The organism is Martinezella sp. CNPSo 3964 (genome assembly GCF_057784375.1).
The window spans coordinates 250,635-267,783 of the sequence record NZ_JBXSOW010000004.1 but is presented as its reverse complement, the minus strand read 5'-3'; the positions used below and the strand labels follow the sequence as shown (position 1 = coordinate 267,783).

Sequence of the window (17,149 nt, the reverse complement as noted above, 5' to 3'; positions counted from 1 at the left end):
CGAATAGTGAAAGCGATCGTGATCTTTGCCGCAGTCTTGATGGGGGTAGCCAGCGGATTTCCGTCGGCACCTGCAAAAGCTCAAGATGCCTCCTGGGGATGCCAGGTCTTATTATGCGCGGCGTCGAAGAATCCGTCCTGGCATGGCGTCCCCTATTGCGTTCCGCCCATGACAAGGCTCATCGCAGCGATGTCGAAGCCCGGATTTTCGTGGCCCATTTGCCATGAGGCCAACGCGGGGAAGCCAGGACGCGACACCTATGAGGCTTGCCCTGCGGGAACGACAGTCGGCTACAGCTCGCAGGGCGACGACGGCCTCCGCAGCGAACCCGACCAGTGCGTCAAGACGGTCGATGTCTGCCGATCTCCGGGCCGGCGCGAGAACAGTGCCGGCTCGACAGTTTTGACGATAAACCGACGCTACGGTCGGGACGGTGAGATCTGCATTCAGGAGATCGCAACTCCCCGGCCGCGGCGTGCAGACCCCTGGTTTTTCGACATCCCAAACGACCAAGGCGTAAAGGAGAGGTTCTGGTTCAATCTGAACCACTAGCCATCCTCACAGGCCGCGACGGCGTCAGGATCACGGCGTCGTCTCGGCAGCTTTCTTCTTTTTCAGGCGTGTTTTCCAGACCGCTATCAGCGGGAGATCGGCTTCCGTGACCTTGAGCAAATTCTCGCCATCGACGTTCCACGCTCGCTGCATCCTGTCGAGGGTCGACAGCTTGACATCACCCATCGCCCGGGCCAGGCGCGATATGTATGCTTCATCTACCCCGAGCTGCTCGGCCAGCACCCTGTTCGTCACGTCACGTTCAGCCTTCAACCGCTCGATGCCAATCGCGAGCCTCTCCTGGAACGTCAGTGCCTCCAACGACGCCATATCGACGGGTTCGATCGGAATGTCGCGTTTTAAACGAGGCATGGAACACCTTCCTTGGCCGCAGATACTGCTGATCCACGACAGATGGACATGCCAACAAGATGACGACAGAGCCCGCCTCGCCTTCGGAGCCGCAATATCTTCGATAGCCTCTTGCTCATTCAATACCCGATATCGACCGGCAACCTCTACGACCAAGCGTAAACCCGTTGTTGGCCATCTTTCACGTTGGGCAGTTCACAACTTCGTTACGCCTCTTACACCTACACCGCTACGATCAGCCGGCGCAAGAGGACCGGTGACGGCTTGCGGTCCGCACGGCGGCCGGCACGTGGCCGACACTTCGACGGCATGCGTATAGTCGTCCGCAACAGTCCCGCGCACGGGCTGGCCGAACTCACCGAAAACGAAGCCGCGGCACTTCGCGCCTGGTACGGCAATGCCGCCTCCAAAGAGGACGAGGCGATCGCTCTTGCGGTGATCAGGCGCGTCAGAGTGATGAACGGCTGGATCAAATGCGACTGCCTCGCCGGTCAATGCCAACCATTGCTCACCCCCATCCGGCAGGAGCGCACATTCACGCTGCGACGGCTGACCGCGCAGGACGAGGATCCTCTTCGGCACGAGGAAAGGCCAAACCACGCGCACACCTGCCCCTTTCGTGTCGATAAGGACGCCACGCCAGCCCTCATTGATCGAACCTATCACATTCGGCCGGTGCCCAAATCCGATCGCAGCTACATCGAAGCGCTGCCGGCCATTCCCGACCGCCTCGCGGATGTCGCGGATCGCGAGCTCGCCCGATCGTCCGAACGAAACGACCGGCCTTCTAGACTTGGAGGTATCCTGTGGCGGTTGCTCGATGACGCCGGCACGAACGTCGTCCCGCCGCTGCAGGACGATCCCGATCTTGCGTTCCGAGACCAGCTTTCAAGGCTGCGTGGCGCCGCGAAGAAGCTCAGGGTGCTGCGAACCTGGACGTTGAACGCATTGATGTCGACCTGGGCGGCAGACTATTGGGAAGCGGACAGCCGTTGGCAGCGGTTGCTCGAAATCTCCCGGCCGGATTGGCCAGCAACGCATCGCCGGACTGGCTTCATGCTGCTCTTCACGACAAGCATATCCGCCCAGGCGATTATGCCGGCATCGTCATCGTGGCCGATCGAGGTGCTTGGGAAAGTGCGGCAACCGCTTCGCGGTGATCCCACGCATCGCGGCCCATTTCTGAGTTTGCTCAACGTCGATTTTCAGGATGATGACGAAGGGCAGGTGCGGGCAGTCCAGGCCTATGCGCAGCCGGTCTATAACGGCGACACGCTGTTTCCGGTGGAATCCGGTTTTGAACGGGCCGTCTCGCATCTACTGTTCTGGCTGCAGCAGTCCCTGTTCGAGGCGATTCCCGAATTGCGGATGAAGATCACCAAGCCGCTCTTTGCATCGGAGACGCCACTCGGGCTATGCCGCCCGGACTTCCTGATAGAGGCTACCTACAGGGAAAATCGGCCTGTAACGCTCGTCATCGAGGCGTTCGGTATGGAGACTGAAGAATACCGGAAAGCCAAGGACAAGACCGTGCCGCGCATGAAGCATCTCGGGCCGATCTTCAGTCTCTTTCCAGAGGATCTCGCCGAAGCGAATGCGCCGGGCACCGCCAGACGCCTGCAGGATTGGGCGATAAGTCAAATTCGCCATGCATAGGACCAACGCAAAATCCACACGGATGGTATCCGCCAATTGCCCGAACAGTCGGGTTGATCTGCGCCAGGGGGAAGCTGTTTCAATTTCTCCAAACCTATGATTTTTCCGCTGAGAGGAACCTGGGTAATCGCAACCCGTTGTGCCACACCGAGAACCATTGGAGCGTTCATCACCGGCTGCATCGGGTCAGAATTGTGCGTCAGCGTGTCGGCTGCAATCGCGGCGCCGCCGGGAAATGTGGTGGCAAATGCGATTGTCATCAGCCTTATCCGGTCTTGGTCTTGAGCGAGAGCACCAGCGTCATGGGATGATTGGGTGAGCACTGGAATCCATAGTGCTCGTAAAAGGCTTTGGCCTCTTCGGAAATCGCGTGAACGAGAAGACCGCGAATGCCCATGATGGATGCAGCCTGCGACGTGCGTAGAACGGCATCCTGCAATAGCGCCGCGCCCAATCCTTTGCCCTGCCATTCGCGGTCGATGGCGAGGCGGCCGAGAACCGCCATGGGTATAGGATCCGGCATATTCCTGCGAACTGATCCCGGTGCATCGGCGAGATCAAGCGCGCCGGAGGCAAGGCAGTAAAAGCCGACGACCCGCGGCCCTTCCGCGACAACATAGGTCCGGGACGCGCCGCTGACCTGATTGGATCGAGCCCGGCGGCGCAGCCATTCATCCAGCGTGTCGTTACCGCTCTGGAACAAGTCGAGATCATGCGCTTCCTTAAGAAGCGCCGGAGCGGACAGCATCAGGACTGCCAGGGCCTGGGCGCGTTCATCAGCCGCTCGAAGCCCTCCCCGTCCGGCGGCTGGTCGAGGATGGCCAAGAAGTGGCGATAACTGTCTTCATCGACCCGCACAAGCGTTTGGTCGAGCAAGGCATCTTCCGCAGCGCGGTAGGCCGCGTCGATCATGAAGTCAGTGCGGCTCTTGCCGCGAATGCTGGCGGCGCGGTCGATCACCTTGCGCACGTCTTCGCGGATACGCAGGTGGACCGGCTTCGCATGCGAGTCCGTCAAAGATTTTGTGGCCATGGCGTGGTTCCTTTCAAAGCCATGATAGCACAATCAGATACACATTGTGTATCTAAAAATGGTAGGCACAGAGGATTGAACAAGAGGGTCGGAAACCGCTGCGTCAAGAACGGCGTAAAGAGGCTCCATGCCGAATGGACCGGGGAGAGCGACAATCTCGCACGCGCCAGCGGATACCTTGGTTTATGCTCCACCTGCGATAAGTGGCGCGTATCCAAACCGTGTAGCAATCCGCGTTGAACCTTCCAGATTTGAGCCTGATCGGCGCGTAGGCTAACAGCAGCGGTCCTCAATCCGTCTGGGGCGCATCCAGCTCACGCTTGGCGGCTTCCAACAAGGCTTCCTGAACAGGCGCCAGCATCTCCGGCGGGCAGCTTCCGAACATGCGCGATACCAGGTCATCCGCAATTTCCGATAGCCGCGGCTTCAGCCGGTTCGGAAACAAGCGGTCAATCGCAGTTGGGTCGGTGTCCAGGCGCTTGAGTTCGGCCATTATCGCACGCATTTCCATTTCGCGCTCTTTCACCATCAGCCAGAGGCCAGGATCGGCCCTGGCAGTAGCGACAATCCGCCCGAGACTGCGCTCGTCCGAAAGATGACGGCTCGAAAGGTGTTCAACCCTGGCCACGATATGCTTCTCCTGACAATCGGGCGCAGTGCGCCGTAATGGTTGCAGCGGCCGCGCGCTATATCTCATCTGACTTAGCCTCCGACGGCTCGCCGTCTTCGCGCAGCGGATCGCGCGCCGTGTGGGCGAATTCGCGTAGATAGGCTCTCGAGCTCTCCTCCGTCAGGCGATCCGAGAGGGTGTCGATCAGCAACTCGACATCCGGATTCAAATCCGCCGGCTCGATCGCATTCTCCTCCCCTTGCTGGAAAATTGCGTCGTTCAAGGCCTGGAGATCGCCTCCAAACGCCTCCCTGACCTCCTGGCGCCGAAGGACGGCCGATCCGGACAGCCGGTCGACGGAGGCGTGCCGGGAGGTTGAGGAACTGTCACGCTGGTTGCGCCGCCGTGCAGAAGAAGCCGAATAGGTGTTTCGATTGAGCTTCTCGTGATCGATATCGAGATCAATGTCATCGGCGGGCACGGTGCGAGGTCCACGCCTCGCGTTACGTACCGGCTGTTGCTCCTCATTCTGCAGCTCTTCTTCGGCCACTCCGGCCGCCCGCTTCTCATCGAGATCCAAACGGCGACGCAGTTCATCGAGTGAGGAAATATAGACATGACGAACGCCGTCCTTGACGATGAAGCGGAGATCTTGTGGTTGTCTCGGCCGCTCGACAGCTGCAAAATCGACGTCAGTCCCCGCAGACGCGCCGACGGTCCGGTCAGCTTGTTTCGGGACTTTCGGCGCGATCGATGCGAAGCTGTCGCTGTCGGCGATCGTCCATTCGACTGACCTCAGACACGGTCTGGAAACCGGCTTGAACCTGCGCGCTTTCGCGAACATCCGTTCGCCACCAGAGTCCAGCTTCATGATGCGCATCAGCGGCATGCCGGTGACCTGCAGGATCGCCTCTTCTGGCTTCATCATCATCAGAGTGTTGACGGGAAGAAGATCGACTGCAACCGGCACTTTCGAGACCGACCGCTGCCTGCGGCCATGACGATGGGAATAGGACGATTGCTCCACCCATTCCGTCGTCTTGCCGGCGGCCAGCGAGACCGCCGTCGCATCATCCTGGTTCTGAAAATTCATGAACAGCTTGATCGTCGAAGCACCCATCAGGATCTTCTGGCCCGAGCGTTGGTAGAGGCGCTCGAGCTGGGCGCCATCCTGAAGGATGAAGACGAAGCGCACACCATTCTTGCGGATCAAGGGAGCAAGTGTCAGCACCGTGTCGATGCGACCGCCATTGCCGAACTCGTCGAGCATCATCAGAACTTCGTGCTCGCCATTGCGCAATTCACCCATCTGCACGAGCTTGTCGGCCATCTGCTGGATGAACATCGAGATCAGCCGCTCGTAGATCTGCATCGCATTCCAGTCGGCCTGGACGTAGATTGCGAGCTTGCGCTTTCGGATGGCGTCGATCGGGATTGACGTGATCGAAGTCAGTGCCTCAACCAGCGGGTTCTGCAGGAAATTGAGCTTGGCAACGATCTCTGCCGCGATCCCTTCGCCGAGTTTTTCGTGCCGGCCGGCGAATTTGGTCAGCTGCATGCGGGTCTGGTCGGAAAGGACGTCCTCGTAATTTTCCAGCAACTGGATGATTGCCTTACGCTCGTCCGACATCGAGTTGAGGATACGGTAGAGTTCACTGAGCGATTTGCGCGTATCCGGGCATTCAAGGACAAAGCCGAGCATTGCCGTCAGCAAGATCCTGGCGCTCTCCTCCCAGAAGTCTGAGGAGTCCGACCGCAGTCGCTCCGGCAACAGCATCTGCGTCATCTTCTGAAGGTCGGTGATCCGCTCGTAAGGATCGGTGCCGATGAGATCGAGCGGATTATAGCCGTCGGTAAATTTCGATCCCGGTGCCAGCAGGAAGGTCTCGTAGCCCTTGTGCTTGAGATAACCGGAGGTTTGCTTGTAAAGCTCGCCGCTCATGTCGAGCACGACCTGCGACCCTTGAAAACTCATCATCGTCGGGATGGCGAAGGCGCGGGACTTGCCTTGACCGGGCGAGCCAATCAGCATCACATGCTGGTCGCCGTCATTGCGCAGCAGAAGCCCCTGCTTCAACCCGAGCACGATGCCATGCTTGTCGCGCAGCCGAAAGTCGGCGGCATCTTTCAGTGTCGCCAGGCGCGCCCGGCCCATGATCATCCGCTGGCGTTTCTGGATTGCCGCGCCGATCGGGAAGCCGATCAGGGCACCGGCGGCGGCAAGACCCGCGAGTGCGGCGAGCACCGTCTGCCGGGAGGGCTTTTGATAGACGCCGGCAGCGTCGGTGACCCCAAACGGCGCCTGGTACATGGCGGCGAGATGATTGCCAAAATAGCCGGCAATCTCGGCATATTCACCAGCCTTGGTGGCGACGAGATAGAAGGCAACGCCGTAGGCGACGACACCCCCATAAGCAGCGGCGAAAATGAGAGCCGTGTGGGCGATCAGGCTGAACATCGACCTGACATGCAGAAGGTATAGCATCTTGCGCGACAGCGCCCGGCCACCCTTCAGCATCCAGAGGGAAAGGAGAAAAAACAGGAACGGCGCGGAAAGGGCAAACGCCAGAAGGGACAGTCCGACTGTATTGCGGGTGTGGATGATCGATAATGTGTAGCGAATGGCGTCGACAAAGCGCGCCCGCGCGACGTAGTGAAAGTACGAGGCCGACCCGAAAGAGGAAATATACGCATCATAGATCAGCGTGAAGAAGGCCAGCCAGATCATGGCAAGTCCGAACAACGTGAGCGGCAAGGTGAACAGCGAGGCGCGCTGTAGGCCAGTCCATTTCGGGCGGTCAGTGTCCGTGTGCGTGAATACGCTTGCCATCTTCGTCCACCTCATCGGCAAAGTAGATCTCGCTGACGCCTCGGCCCCCGGCGGCATCGCTCTTCTTCAATTGGACCACGATCGGGATGATCGAGCGGATGTATCGAATGATGTCGTCGCGCTCCATGCGCACATTGCTGTTCAGCACCAGCGTCGAAAGACGGTTGAAGGCATGGTGCGGCGAGTTCGCATGGATCGTCGACATCGAGCCCGGGTGCCCGGTGTTGATGGCATTCAGGAAGTCGAACGCCTCGTCGCCGCACAGCTCGCCCATGAAGATGCGATCGGGCCTGAGGCGCAGCGCCGTGGCCAGAAGATCGGTCATGGTGACCCTGGCTTCGCCCTGTCCGCCCTTGGAGACGAGCAGCGACACGACATTCTGTTGGCACGGCTCCAGCTCAGCCGTATCCTGCATCAGGATGAACCGCTCATGGTTCGGAATGGCGGTCAGCATGGTGTTGAGGAATGTCGTCTTGCCGGTCGACGTCCCGCCGGAGATCAGCATGCTGCGGTGGTTGTTCGCGGCAAGTTCCAGGAAAGCCCGAACCCTGCCCGCCCGCAGCAACCGCGACAGTTCGATATCGACATTGTCGATGTAGTCGTCTCCAGTGACCTTGGTGAAGCGGAATGCGCCAGCCTTTTCATAGTCGTTGAGATCGAAGCGGCGGATGAACTGCTTGCGGATCGAAAAAGCGTGGCCGGTTGCAGACGTCGGATTCAAAACGAACTGGACACGCTCGCCGCCGCTGAGCGTCGCCGACAGCAGCGGGTTTTCGGCGTTGACGGTCTGCTTCGTAAACGATGCCGCCCGTGAGGCCATGTGCCGGATCGCTTCCTGATCCAGGCCGCTGACCTCTTGTCTGACCATGCTGAGCTGGCCAATCTTTTCGAGCCAGATTTCGTGGCTGCGCTGGCAGGAGATCTCGACGACGGCGGGATCGTCAAGGAAGCTCCGGATCGGTTCCAGCGCCTCTGCCAGAAAATGCTGCTCGGCGGAGATTGCGGGACGTGCGTTCATTTGCCGTATCTCTGCTTGCGCAAGCTCTCGAACCGCTCGCGAACCGGATCGGGATAGAGGTCGGCGAAATCAAGATCGCGTGTGACGAAGACGTTGATGTCGGAGCCTTGTGGAATATGGATGGTCGGCCGGATGTTGCGGCTGTCCTGAAAGGCTTCGGTGCCCAATTGCTGGATGCCGGAGGCGATGGTTTCAGCGGCGATTTCGCGGGCGCGATCTTGTGACGTCTCGCCATTGTCCTGCGGGATGCGGGTGACGCTGCCATTATCGTTGACGATGGTGATGTAGCGATCTTCCCTCTGGCCAAGCTGAGCGATGTATTGCGTGGCGCCGCCGATCAGCGTCATCAGCGCCGGCGGTCCGAACCGCTCCCAATATTTCCGGTCAACGACACCGGTCATGCCTGACCGGCCAAGCCGGTCGGTGCCATAGGAGCCCAGCTGCACCGAGACGCCGTCGCCACGGATCATCCGCGTCCAGACGATCAGGATGCGCTCCTGCCCGCGTTCAACGCCCGATTTGTAATCGCCAATCAGCGAGGAACCAGCGGGGATGAGGATGCGACGACCGTCGAAGGAATAGACGTCCTCGCGCACGATCCCCTTGACCATGCCGGCGAGGTCGGAATTGATCGCCGTCTCCAGTGTCCCGCGGATCATCGTGCCCTGCGGGATCCACGCATCGGTGCGGCGGTTTGCGGTGGCAACGGACACTTCCACCCCCTGCCCACCCATCGCCTTGAGGAAGGCACGATCATTGTCGACCGCACCACTGCCGTCCGAGGCCGGTTGGGTGCCTGTCCCGACCCCCGTGCCGAATAGGCCTGCACCCTTACCATCACCGGACGCCCGGCCCGCGCCACTCGCCTGGTCCGATTGATCGAAGACGACTGCCGAGGAACGTACGCGCTCCAGGAGTTTTGCCTCCCGCGCGAGCTCAATGCAGCGCGGATTATCGGGGTTCTTGCCTCGGGTGCAGTCGACTTCGGCCGTAGGTGCGGCCGGAGCGGCGGCCGGGACGACAGGTGCTGGCGGCGGCGGCGGTGGCGGCGGGGCCTCGGGGACTTCCACAGTCGGAAGTGGCGGGGGCGCCGGTGCTCTAAAACCTTCGTTGCGCGGTGCCTGGACCGGGCGAAACTCCTCACGTGGGGTGGTATCGACGGCCGGCTCCCTCTCTCCGCCCGCAACGAGGAAATACAGAACCACGCCGATGCCGCCGATCGCCGCCGCAACTGCGATCGGACGCATCAATCCTATCCCGGAACGCCTGACCTGTCCTCCGATGGCGGTATCGTTGTCGATCGAGTGGTAGTTGGGATCGGACATGGGTCGCTTCCTATTGCGGTTGGGGTTGCGGGTTGCCGGTTCCGATCCGCTTTGGTGCGACCGCGCCTTCGATCGGCGCCGGGATATCGGCAGGGGCAGTCCGAAGATTGAAGAGGCAGGTTTCGCTCTCGGTGCCGTAGCGCAGCGTCCATTGTCGTGAGACCTTGTCGATGACGATGTAGTCGGCCTCGCGGCGGTAGTTCACGAGGCTCTCCCGGCGCCTGCCATCGACGATGAAGATCGCCGGAACGTCGCCCGTGAATTTCATGAAGGTCTTCAGCCCATCGTCGAATACCCACAGCGGCTTGGCACCATCGCTCCCCTTGAAGCCGTAGTCGTAATTGACCTTGTCCCGGCGAATGTTTTTGATGTTCGGATTTCGCTCGGCGTCCTGAGCCTGCTTCCAGAGTTCAGCCGTGCCTTTCAAGCCGGCATCCTCGGGGTAGATGAACTTCAGCTTGAAAGTCTGGTTCTGCATCGCCTTGCTGTCGTTGACGCGCAGATCGAATGAATAGGTCCGCTTGGTGGTGACGACAGAAAGATTGGTCGCGGCATCCTTTTCCATCGGCTTCAAAGTTAGGGAACGCCGGTCGGCCGACGTGAGAATCTGCCAGGAAACGGTGTCGCCCGCGACCACCTGGGTGATTTCCTCGTCCGCGCCGAAGAGGATTGTCGTCACCAGTCCGTAGGTGCCCGTCACCTGAAATACCTGCTCTGCCGAATAGGGAAGCGAGCGCACACGAGGGTCGAGCCGTCCGGGCCGCGCCAACAGTTCGGGATGAGCGACGGTCGGTGAGAGCAGCAGAAAGAGAGAGAATGCAGCCACCCATCTCATCACGGGGCAATCCCCGACGGCATGGTCTCAGGGACTTTGGCGTATTCGGTCACGACGAATCCCAATGGATTATAGAGCCGAACCCGGTTGCTGGCGGGAAGATTGATCTGCCGGTAGCGCACCGTTGCCGACCAGCGATTGACGACCTCGCCGCCGCGGCGGCGCTCCCGTGTTTCGAACCGCACGGCCATGGTCGAGGGATTGAGGGGATTGACCGAGAGGATCTCCGGCCGGATATCCCCGATGGCGCCTATCGTCTTCACCGGCCCCCTCGGATTGGACGGGTTCATCCACTCTTCGTAATCCTTGAATGCCTGCGAACCCGGCTCCGACCACAGCGCAATCATGTCGAAATTGTCAGAAAGATAGCGTGGATCGTAGGTCTCGCGGCGGATAACATAGTTGCCGACAAAAGCCGCGCGCACCGCCGGCATTTCCGAGACGTTCGATCGATCCTTGTCGAGCGTCGTGACGGTCTCCATGTAGCCGGTGTTCTTGTCGACTATGAGGGGAACGACCTCGGTGCGAATGAGCGGAAAAAGTTGCGCCACCGAAAACGACAGCACGCCAGCGACAGCCCAGCCGGCAACGGCGAATGCCAGCAAGATGAGACCGATCAGCGTGCGAAGAGACCGGTTTTTTTCTCCCCACGACAAGTGCCGATCGTAGATGTCCTGAGGACCTGGGACATGGTCGGCCGGCGTGGCCCTCAATTGCCTTTTGAACAATGCCAAGTGTCAAACCTCGAAGTCGTCATCGTAAGATCTCGAAATCAATCCCGTCGCCGTGTCGTCATTCGCTGTTGCGGCGGCGGTTGGTCAGCATTCGCCCGAGAGCGCCTGCACCTGCCATGCCGCCACGTCCGGCGAGCGCCGCAGCAGTCACTGCTCCTCTTGGGCCTGCCAACATGCCAAGAGCAACCGCAGAGGCCTGCCCGGCCCTCGAATTGCTGGCCGAAAGCCTTCGCCGCGCTGCGCCATAAGCAGCATCAACCCCGCCCCCGCCCGGTACACCCGACACGGCTGTCCCGTAAGCGAAGGTGCGGGCGAAATCAGGCACCTGGAAAATGAAGTACGAGATCAGCGCGAGGTAGAGCACCATCGCCAAGACGATCGCCAGCGCGTTCTCTTTGGTGGCCATGTCTCCGTTGATCGTGTCCATCATGCCGATGAGAAACCCGAACGACAGCCCGGCCATAATGTAGGTGAAGAGCAGCATGAACATGCCGTGGGCAACGCCTCTCACCCAGGCGTCGAAAACAAACCGGGTGATGCCGAAGAAATAGCAGAGGATGGCAATCGGGCCGATCGCCAGCATGACGGCGGTGATCATCTTTGCGAACAGCGTGACGCCGGTGAGGATCAGCAGCATCGGCAGCAGGCCGAAGACGAGCACGATGAAGACGACTACGGCACCGGTGACGTTCGGCAGCCAGCCGGATTCATAGGAATTGAAGAGCTGCATGGCGAAGTCGTAGACCTTGCGGGCCATCGAGGCGACTTGGCTGGCAAGATCCGCTCCGGCCGACTGCCCACCCATCGCTGAGGAAATCGCCGAGCCGAGATCCTGCGGCGTGGAGAGCACGAACTGGCCAATATTGTCGTAGAACGTTGCCCAGGACACGATCAGGGCGTAGGCGAGCGCAAGCTTGAAGGCAGTCACTGCCATGTCCTGCAGCGCGACGCTCGACAGACCGAGCGCGCCCCAGAGAAAGTACAGGATCAGGAAGATCGCAAGGATGCCGGAGACGAGATTGCTGTTTTCGGCAAATAGCCCCCAGGCACGTTCGAGTGATGCTTCGTTGATCTTGTCGAAGTATCGCAACGCATCGCCATAGAAATTGATCGCGTAGCTGACCGGATCCATCTCGCATCCTAAAAGTGGTTCCCAGAACTGCCTAAAATCGATTGACTGGCCGCATCGGACCGCAATCGTCCCTCATCGCCGCCGACAGTGCCTGTACAGGCGCAGTTGGCTTCAGAGCGTCGTCATATCCGAGAGCTGGCACCGGATTTTCATCGGCCGAGCATTTCGCCAGCTGCTCGTATTTTCCGCCGCAGCCACTCAGCGCCACGCAACCGAGGATCAGGACGAGGATCAGCCTCATTGAGACTGTTCCTCGAATGCCCGCAGTTGGTCGCGAATGGAGGCCCCTTGTTGTTCAGTTCCGCCGCCGCGCATGACGCTGTCGGGAAGTGTCGCAAAGGTCTTGAGGTTCTGGGACGAGGTCGCGAGCGCTGCCTTGTATTGCTGGTTCAAAAGCATGACCTGATTGTTGAGCGAGCCGACAGCTTCGTTGGCGGTCTGGTTGCCCTGCAGCACCATCTGGGTGTTCTGCTCGAGCGCCCCCTTCAGGTCCTGTGCCGTGCCGATCTGCTGCGTCGCCTGCATGAAAGAGTTCTGCCGCTCCTTGGTGGCGCTGTTCATCGCATCAGTGAGCGCCGTCATCGTCGTCAGAGCATTGATGCCTTGCGCGTAAGCCTGATTGGCGCCGGATAGTTCGCCGCCCTTGACGGTATCGACCACCATCTTCACCAGATTGAGCCCGTTGATCAGCTTGGCTGCGGTATTCTGAAACTGGCCGCCGATACTGCCGAACAGCGCCTGATTTCCCGACAGGATGCTGTTGAAATCCGGCGCCTGCCCCATGCTGAATCCGTTGCCGGTGGCAAGTCTTGCGAACTGGCCGGCGTCCTGGGTGCGATCGCCGGTGATCGCCTGTAGCGTCTTCGTCGTATTGTCCTTGACGACGGAGGTGTCTTCCTGAATCTGCTTCGAAAGCCGTTCGATCTCCTGGCTTATCGAGAGATTGGCCGAGTCCTTGACCGGCACCTGCGCAGAAGCGTGCGATATGGCGGTGATGCTGAATGCTGTCGCGATAACGAGTTTTCTCATCTGCCTGTCCTCTCATTGCCTGTTCAATTCCCAGTCGGCCTGGCGTCGACCACGGTCACGAGCCCAAGGGCCGGATCCTCCATCGCCGAAAAAGTCGCGACGGTGCCGTTAGCGCGTGCCTGTTCCTGGAGATCCTCGAGCCATCGCTGGATCTGTTCGGTGGTCGCGGTCGGCGGCACGGCGAAGCAGCGGGTGCTGCCGGTATCGATGATCGTCGACGGGCATTGGATCTGCGCCATGACGAGCGAGCCATCTTGGTCTTTCGCATTGCCGCCGCCCGAGCCGCGCAGGTTCGCTGACGACGATTGAAGCCCGGCTTGCAGGCGCTGCAGATATTGCTGGTTCGCCTCGGTCGATTTGCGAACGAACTCGTTCCACACGTTGCCGCGCTCGATCTGCGCCTCGGTGTTGCGATCGAAAGCTTTCTTCAGCTGTTCGCCGCATCCCTGGCTGTCGCTCACGGTTTCCGACACGGCAGTGTCTCCCGCCGGCGCGCGGTCCCCATTCTGCGCCTCGTTCCGGCTGTAATAGGCGGATACCTTTTTAACGTAGTCCTGGGTCTCCGGGATGTTAGGAATCTGGCCGTTCTGCAGTGATTGGCGATGAGGGCCGGCATTGTAGCCGGCGGCGATCAGGTCGTAGCGACTGCCGAACATCCCTTGCAGTTGCTTGATGTATTTGACGCCGCCGCGGATGTTGTCTCGAGTGTCATAGGGATTGACGCCAAGCCCTGCTGCGGTTCCCGGCATCAGCTGCATGACGCCAGTGGCGCCGACCGCCGATCGCGCAGATTGCCGGAAACGCGATTCCTGCTCGGCAATCGCAAGCGCGAAATTCGGATCGACGCCTTGGCGGATCGCCTCGTCCTCGACCATTCGGGCGACTTCCTGCTGGCTCGGTGTCCGTTTCGACGGCCCGGCCGGAGCCGTGTCACCGGCCATGCCTTCTGCCGAGCAATCAGCGGGTGCGCCAGAGCCTTGACCGGGCGCCACGCTGTCCGTCGTTCCGCCCGATGCACCTTTCGTCGCCTGCGTGTCCGCCTGATAGGTCTTGTACCAGTTCGCGGTCGCCCGCTGGATGTTCCGACGGGCATTGTCGATGACAGGCACCTGCGCGATGACAGGCGCGGGCGTCAGTAGGGTGGAGAGCATGATGGCGCTGACGGTGGCCAGTTCAGGAAGCCTTGCGGTCTTCATCGGACGCATCCCCCTCCCAGTTGCAGAATTTCGACAGCCAGTTCTTCGGATCGTCGCCATATTCGTCGCGCAGCATCTCGACCTCGCGGACTGTTTCTTCCCGGCCCGACAGCACCTTGATAAACTCCGGCATGTGGGACATGTCGACGCGTGCGATGACGCTGCCCTTCGCCTGCTTGATCAGCATGAAGCGCGCGCTCGGGTCGCCGTTCTTGACCCAATCGAACTCGGCCCGTGAAAGGCCGAAGTGATCCATGTAGGAGTTCTCGTCGGCTTTCGGATTGGCAAAGAAGATGTTGGTCGAGGTCTGCTCGATGATCGTCCGGCTGACACTGGACTGCACCACGTCATCGGCCGACTGGGTACCGAAGATGACGAGACCATTTCGCTTTCTGATGGTCTTGAAATAGTCCTTCATGGTGCGCTTGAACTCGTCGTCGTCGAGCAGCTTCCAGGCTTCGTCCATCAGGTTGATGATCGGCGCCTTGCCGTCATAGATCGCGTCCAGCCGGTGGAACATGTAGAGAAGGGCTGCCGTGCGCACCGGCGGGTCGTCGAGGATCGAAGTCATGTCGAAGCCAATCATCGGCCTGGAGATGTCGAGATTGTCGTCGGCATTGTCGAACAGCCAGGCATAGGGGCCGCGATCGACCCATTTGTCGAGCCGTGCGATCAAGCTGCCCTCGGTCCGCTCGCTGCCGGCAAGCAGGGCGCGGAGCGACGACAGACGTCGGTAGGAGCGATCCTTGGTCTTGAGGATGGACTTGATCGCATTCCGGATGATCGCCTCTTCCTGCGGCGTCAGGCTTTCGCCTTCCTTCGAAGGTTTCAGCATGAAGCTCAAAAGGCCGTAGAGGAAGACGCGGTTCTCTTCGGTATCGTCGAGAAGCAGCGGGTTCCATCCTGAAGGTTCGCCGGGCTCGAGCGTCATGTAGGTTCCGCCGGCAGCGCGCACCATGATGTCGAGGCCGCGGTCCTTGTCGAATACGATCGTCTTCAGTCGTGGACTGACGCGGTAGGCCTGCAGGATCAGGAACGCCATGATCACGGTCTTTCCGGAACCGGTAGGACCGAACACTGTCGTGTGCCCGACATCACCCTGATGGAAATTGAAGAAAAACGGCGTGCCTGATGTCGTCTCGAAGATGGTGATCGCCGGTCCCCAGTGATTGCCGTCAGGCTTGCCATAGGGATAGGCATGAAAGCTGCTGAGGCCTGCGCCGTTGAGCGTCGAGATCAAAGCTCGGCGCGCGATATAAGCCTGATTGCCGGGAAGCTGCGCCCAATAGGCCGGTTCCGCATTCAGGTCCTCCCGGACGTAAGATGCCCCGAGCACGCCCAATTCATTGCCGATCAACGCGACCGCGTCATCAAGCTGGGCCGTCGATTTGGCGACTGGCATGACGGTCAGATGATGCTCGGCGAAGGCGACGCGTTTTCGCGCCAGCTCATCGCGGGCGATGTCGAGATTGGCCTGGACGCTGGAGCCGCCTTCGTCGGCTTTCGACAGCTGCCGGTCGAGCCGTTCGATCCGGCTGCGGGCTGCCATGTCTTCGATGAACGACATCGACTGGGTCAGCACCATCTCGAACGGCAGCTTGAGGATATAGTCGAGCATGCCGGCGCCGGTCTCCGGCGGATATTCCTTGAGCGAGACCATCGCTGCATAACGATCGTCGTCCTGCGTATCGCCTTGGAGATGGATGATTCGATTGCCGATCGAGGTTCGGCGCGCCGGCAGCATCTCGTCGATCGGAATGTTGCCGAGACGGACCGGTCTGACTTTCCCTCCGTTCAGAAGGGTGTAGAAGAACTCGCATTGCTCTGAGAACCAGATCTTCCGCGCAGCGTCTTCGACCACCATATCCTCGGTGAGGTCGCGGTAGATCGTCTTTCCGCTGCCAAGATCAGCCTCGATGCGCTGCACATCGCGCAGCACCTTCGGGCCATAGGCAGACAAGGACTTTTCCAGAGCTCGTGTCGCCTCGACGAGCTTGTCGCGCATTGCCCGGAACTGCTCCTTGCGCACGACACCACCGCCCACGCTCATGATGCGAGAGAGCGCCGATCCCTTTCTGAACAAGGGTCGCACCACCAATGACACGTAGGTGTCGTTGACGAACATCTCGTTCCGGGAAATGCTCGACTGATAGACGTCGTCGAGGCGCTGCATGAAGGGATCAGCGAAGCCCGAGGGCAGCGACGGCGCCACCTTCCTACGGACAACGTGTGTGTAGAGCGCAAAATTGCCGATGGACGAAATCGCCCGAAACGCCGCATTGCGTTGGCGCTGCAACATGTTGATCGTCTCGATATCGGCGGTCTCGAATGAGAAGCCCGTCAACTTGATGGTCGAGACCAGGCAGTCGTTCTTCAACCGGATGATGCCGTTTTCGATCGGCACGTAGAACGGGACATGGGCTGAGATACTGCGATCGGCAAAGATCTCCCACCCCTTCGACAAGCTTCCTTTCAGCGATCTTGCCATCGTGCTCATGGGTCAAGCTCCATAGGTCCGGATGCCGCCGCCGAGCCGGCGCCCGAGCGGGTTGATGCCGCACATGCCGAGCCTGCCGACGATGTCGAAGAACCAGAGGTCGAGCTTGACGGTCAGCACATAGAGAATGGTGTGCAGGATGATGAAGGAGACCGGGAACCAGAGGATCGATCCGAGGATCATGAACACCATCAGCGAGACGAAGCATTCCGCCAGGAAGTAGGTGTAGGGAATGCCCATGACCGTCGGCGGACGGGTCAGGGCGAGAATGACAGGATAGCACTCGATATAATCGTCGCCACCGGCAGGAGTATGGGTAGACTCGGCCATG

At 60.1% G+C, this 17,149-nt stretch carries 18 protein-coding genes; 2 read left to right on the top strand and 16 right to left on the bottom strand.

The genetic code is table 11. The features are described from left to right. The first annotated feature begins 6 nt into the window (after nucleotides 1–6). Complete coding sequence (locus tag AC13Q5_RS15210) at nucleotides 7–552, top strand: hypothetical protein (RefSeq protein ID WP_488502210.1); 546 nt, start codon at nucleotides 7–9, stop codon at nucleotides 550–552. Between the two features lie 30 nt (nucleotides 553–582). On the opposite strand, the gene AC13Q5_RS15205 is transcribed toward AC13Q5_RS15210, so the two are convergent. Then, nucleotides 583–924, bottom strand: coding sequence for a helix-turn-helix domain-containing protein (locus AC13Q5_RS15205; protein WP_488502209.1), 342 nt, complete (start codon nucleotides 922–924; stop codon nucleotides 583–585). 309 nt (nucleotides 925–1,233) lie between these two features. Here AC13Q5_RS15205 and AC13Q5_RS15200 point away from each other — a divergent pair, with 309 nt between their 5' ends. Further along, nucleotides 1,234–2,580: a hypothetical protein gene (locus AC13Q5_RS15200; protein WP_488502208.1), complete on the top strand. Its 1,347-nt coding sequence runs from the start codon at nucleotides 1,234–1,236 to the stop codon at nucleotides 2,578–2,580. Here AC13Q5_RS15200 and AC13Q5_RS15195 read toward each other — a convergent pair. The 15 genes from AC13Q5_RS15195 to AC13Q5_RS15125 form a co-directional block, all read right to left on the bottom strand. Continuing rightward, nucleotides 2,562–2,840 carry a hypothetical protein gene (locus AC13Q5_RS15195; RefSeq protein WP_488502207.1) on the bottom strand — a complete coding sequence of 93 codons (279 nt, stop codon included), beginning with the start codon at nucleotides 2,838–2,840 and terminating at the stop codon, nucleotides 2,562–2,564. The genes AC13Q5_RS15200 and AC13Q5_RS15195 overlap by 19 nt on opposite strands. A gap of 5 nt (nucleotides 2,841–2,845) precedes the next feature. Continuing rightward, complete coding sequence (locus tag AC13Q5_RS15190; protein WP_488502206.1) at nucleotides 2,846–3,328, bottom strand: GNAT family N-acetyltransferase; 483 nt, start codon at nucleotides 3,326–3,328, stop codon at nucleotides 2,846–2,848. Then, nucleotides 3,328–3,612: a type II toxin-antitoxin system TacA family antitoxin gene (locus tag AC13Q5_RS15185; RefSeq protein WP_488502205.1), complete on the bottom strand. Its 285-nt coding sequence runs from the start codon at nucleotides 3,610–3,612 to the stop codon at nucleotides 3,328–3,330. Before AC13Q5_RS15185 ends, AC13Q5_RS15190 begins: the two co-directional genes overlap by 1 nt. Nucleotides 3,613–3,901: 289 nt before the next feature. Continuing rightward, nucleotides 3,902–4,240: a hypothetical protein gene (locus tag AC13Q5_RS15180; protein ID WP_488502204.1), complete on the bottom strand. Its 339-nt coding sequence runs from the start codon at nucleotides 4,238–4,240 to the stop codon at nucleotides 3,902–3,904. A gap of 58 nt (nucleotides 4,241–4,298) precedes the next feature. Further along, nucleotides 4,299–7,052 carry a type IV secretory system conjugative DNA transfer family protein gene (locus tag AC13Q5_RS15175; protein WP_488502203.1) on the bottom strand — a complete coding sequence of 918 codons (2,754 nt, stop codon included), beginning with the start codon at nucleotides 7,050–7,052 and terminating at the stop codon, nucleotides 4,299–4,301. Next, nucleotides 7,021–8,070 carry a P-type DNA transfer ATPase VirB11 gene (gene virB11 / locus AC13Q5_RS15170; RefSeq protein WP_488502202.1) on the bottom strand — a complete coding sequence of 350 codons (1,050 nt, stop codon included), beginning with the start codon at nucleotides 8,068–8,070 and terminating at the stop codon, nucleotides 7,021–7,023. Before virB11 ends, AC13Q5_RS15175 begins: the two co-directional genes overlap by 32 nt. Next, entirely contained in the window at nucleotides 8,067–9,395 is a 1,329-nt protein-coding gene (gene virB10, locus AC13Q5_RS15165; protein ID WP_488502201.1) for a type IV secretion system protein VirB10, read from the bottom strand. The genes virB11 and virB10 overlap by 4 nt, the downstream gene beginning before the upstream one ends. Nucleotides 9,396–9,405: 10 nt before the next feature. Next, the gene (locus AC13Q5_RS15160; protein WP_488502436.1) at nucleotides 9,406–10,230 is read right to left on the bottom strand and encodes a TrbG/VirB9 family P-type conjugative transfer protein; all 825 of its coding nucleotides are present in this window, start codon (nucleotides 10,228–10,230) and stop codon (nucleotides 9,406–9,408) included. Further along, a complete protein-coding gene (locus tag AC13Q5_RS15155; protein ID WP_488502200.1) occupies nucleotides 10,230–10,886 on the bottom strand; it encodes a VirB8 family type IV secretion system protein in 657 nt (218 codons plus the stop codon). The genes AC13Q5_RS15160 and AC13Q5_RS15155 overlap by 1 nt, the downstream gene beginning before the upstream one ends. Before the next feature lie 136 nt (nucleotides 10,887–11,022). Beyond that, nucleotides 11,023–12,096, bottom strand: a complete 1,074-nt coding sequence (locus tag AC13Q5_RS15150) for a TrbL/VirB6 family protein (protein ID WP_488502199.1) — start codon at nucleotides 12,094–12,096, stop codon at nucleotides 11,023–11,025. 31 nt (nucleotides 12,097–12,127) lie between these two features. Then, complete coding sequence (locus AC13Q5_RS15145) at nucleotides 12,128–12,337, bottom strand: hypothetical protein (protein ID WP_488502198.1); 210 nt, start codon at nucleotides 12,335–12,337, stop codon at nucleotides 12,128–12,130. After that, nucleotides 12,334–13,125, bottom strand: coding sequence for a conjugal transfer protein (locus tag AC13Q5_RS15140; RefSeq protein ID WP_488502197.1), 792 nt, complete (start codon nucleotides 13,123–13,125; stop codon nucleotides 12,334–12,336). Before AC13Q5_RS15140 ends, AC13Q5_RS15145 begins: the two co-directional genes overlap by 4 nt. Nucleotides 13,126–13,148: 23 nt before the next feature. Continuing rightward, the gene (locus AC13Q5_RS15135; protein WP_488502196.1) at nucleotides 13,149–14,321 is read right to left on the bottom strand and encodes a lytic transglycosylase domain-containing protein; all 1,173 of its coding nucleotides are present in this window, start codon (nucleotides 14,319–14,321) and stop codon (nucleotides 13,149–13,151) included. Beyond that, nucleotides 14,299–16,818, bottom strand: coding sequence for a VirB4 family type IV secretion/conjugal transfer ATPase (locus AC13Q5_RS15130; protein ID WP_488502195.1), 2,520 nt, complete (start codon nucleotides 16,816–16,818; stop codon nucleotides 14,299–14,301). The genes AC13Q5_RS15135 and AC13Q5_RS15130 overlap by 23 nt, the downstream gene beginning before the upstream one ends. A gap of 3 nt (nucleotides 16,819–16,821) precedes the next feature. Next, nucleotides 16,822–17,148, bottom strand: coding sequence for a VirB3 family type IV secretion system protein (locus tag AC13Q5_RS15125; protein ID WP_488502194.1), 327 nt, complete (start codon nucleotides 17,146–17,148; stop codon nucleotides 16,822–16,824). Nucleotide 17,149: the final 1 nt, after the last annotated feature.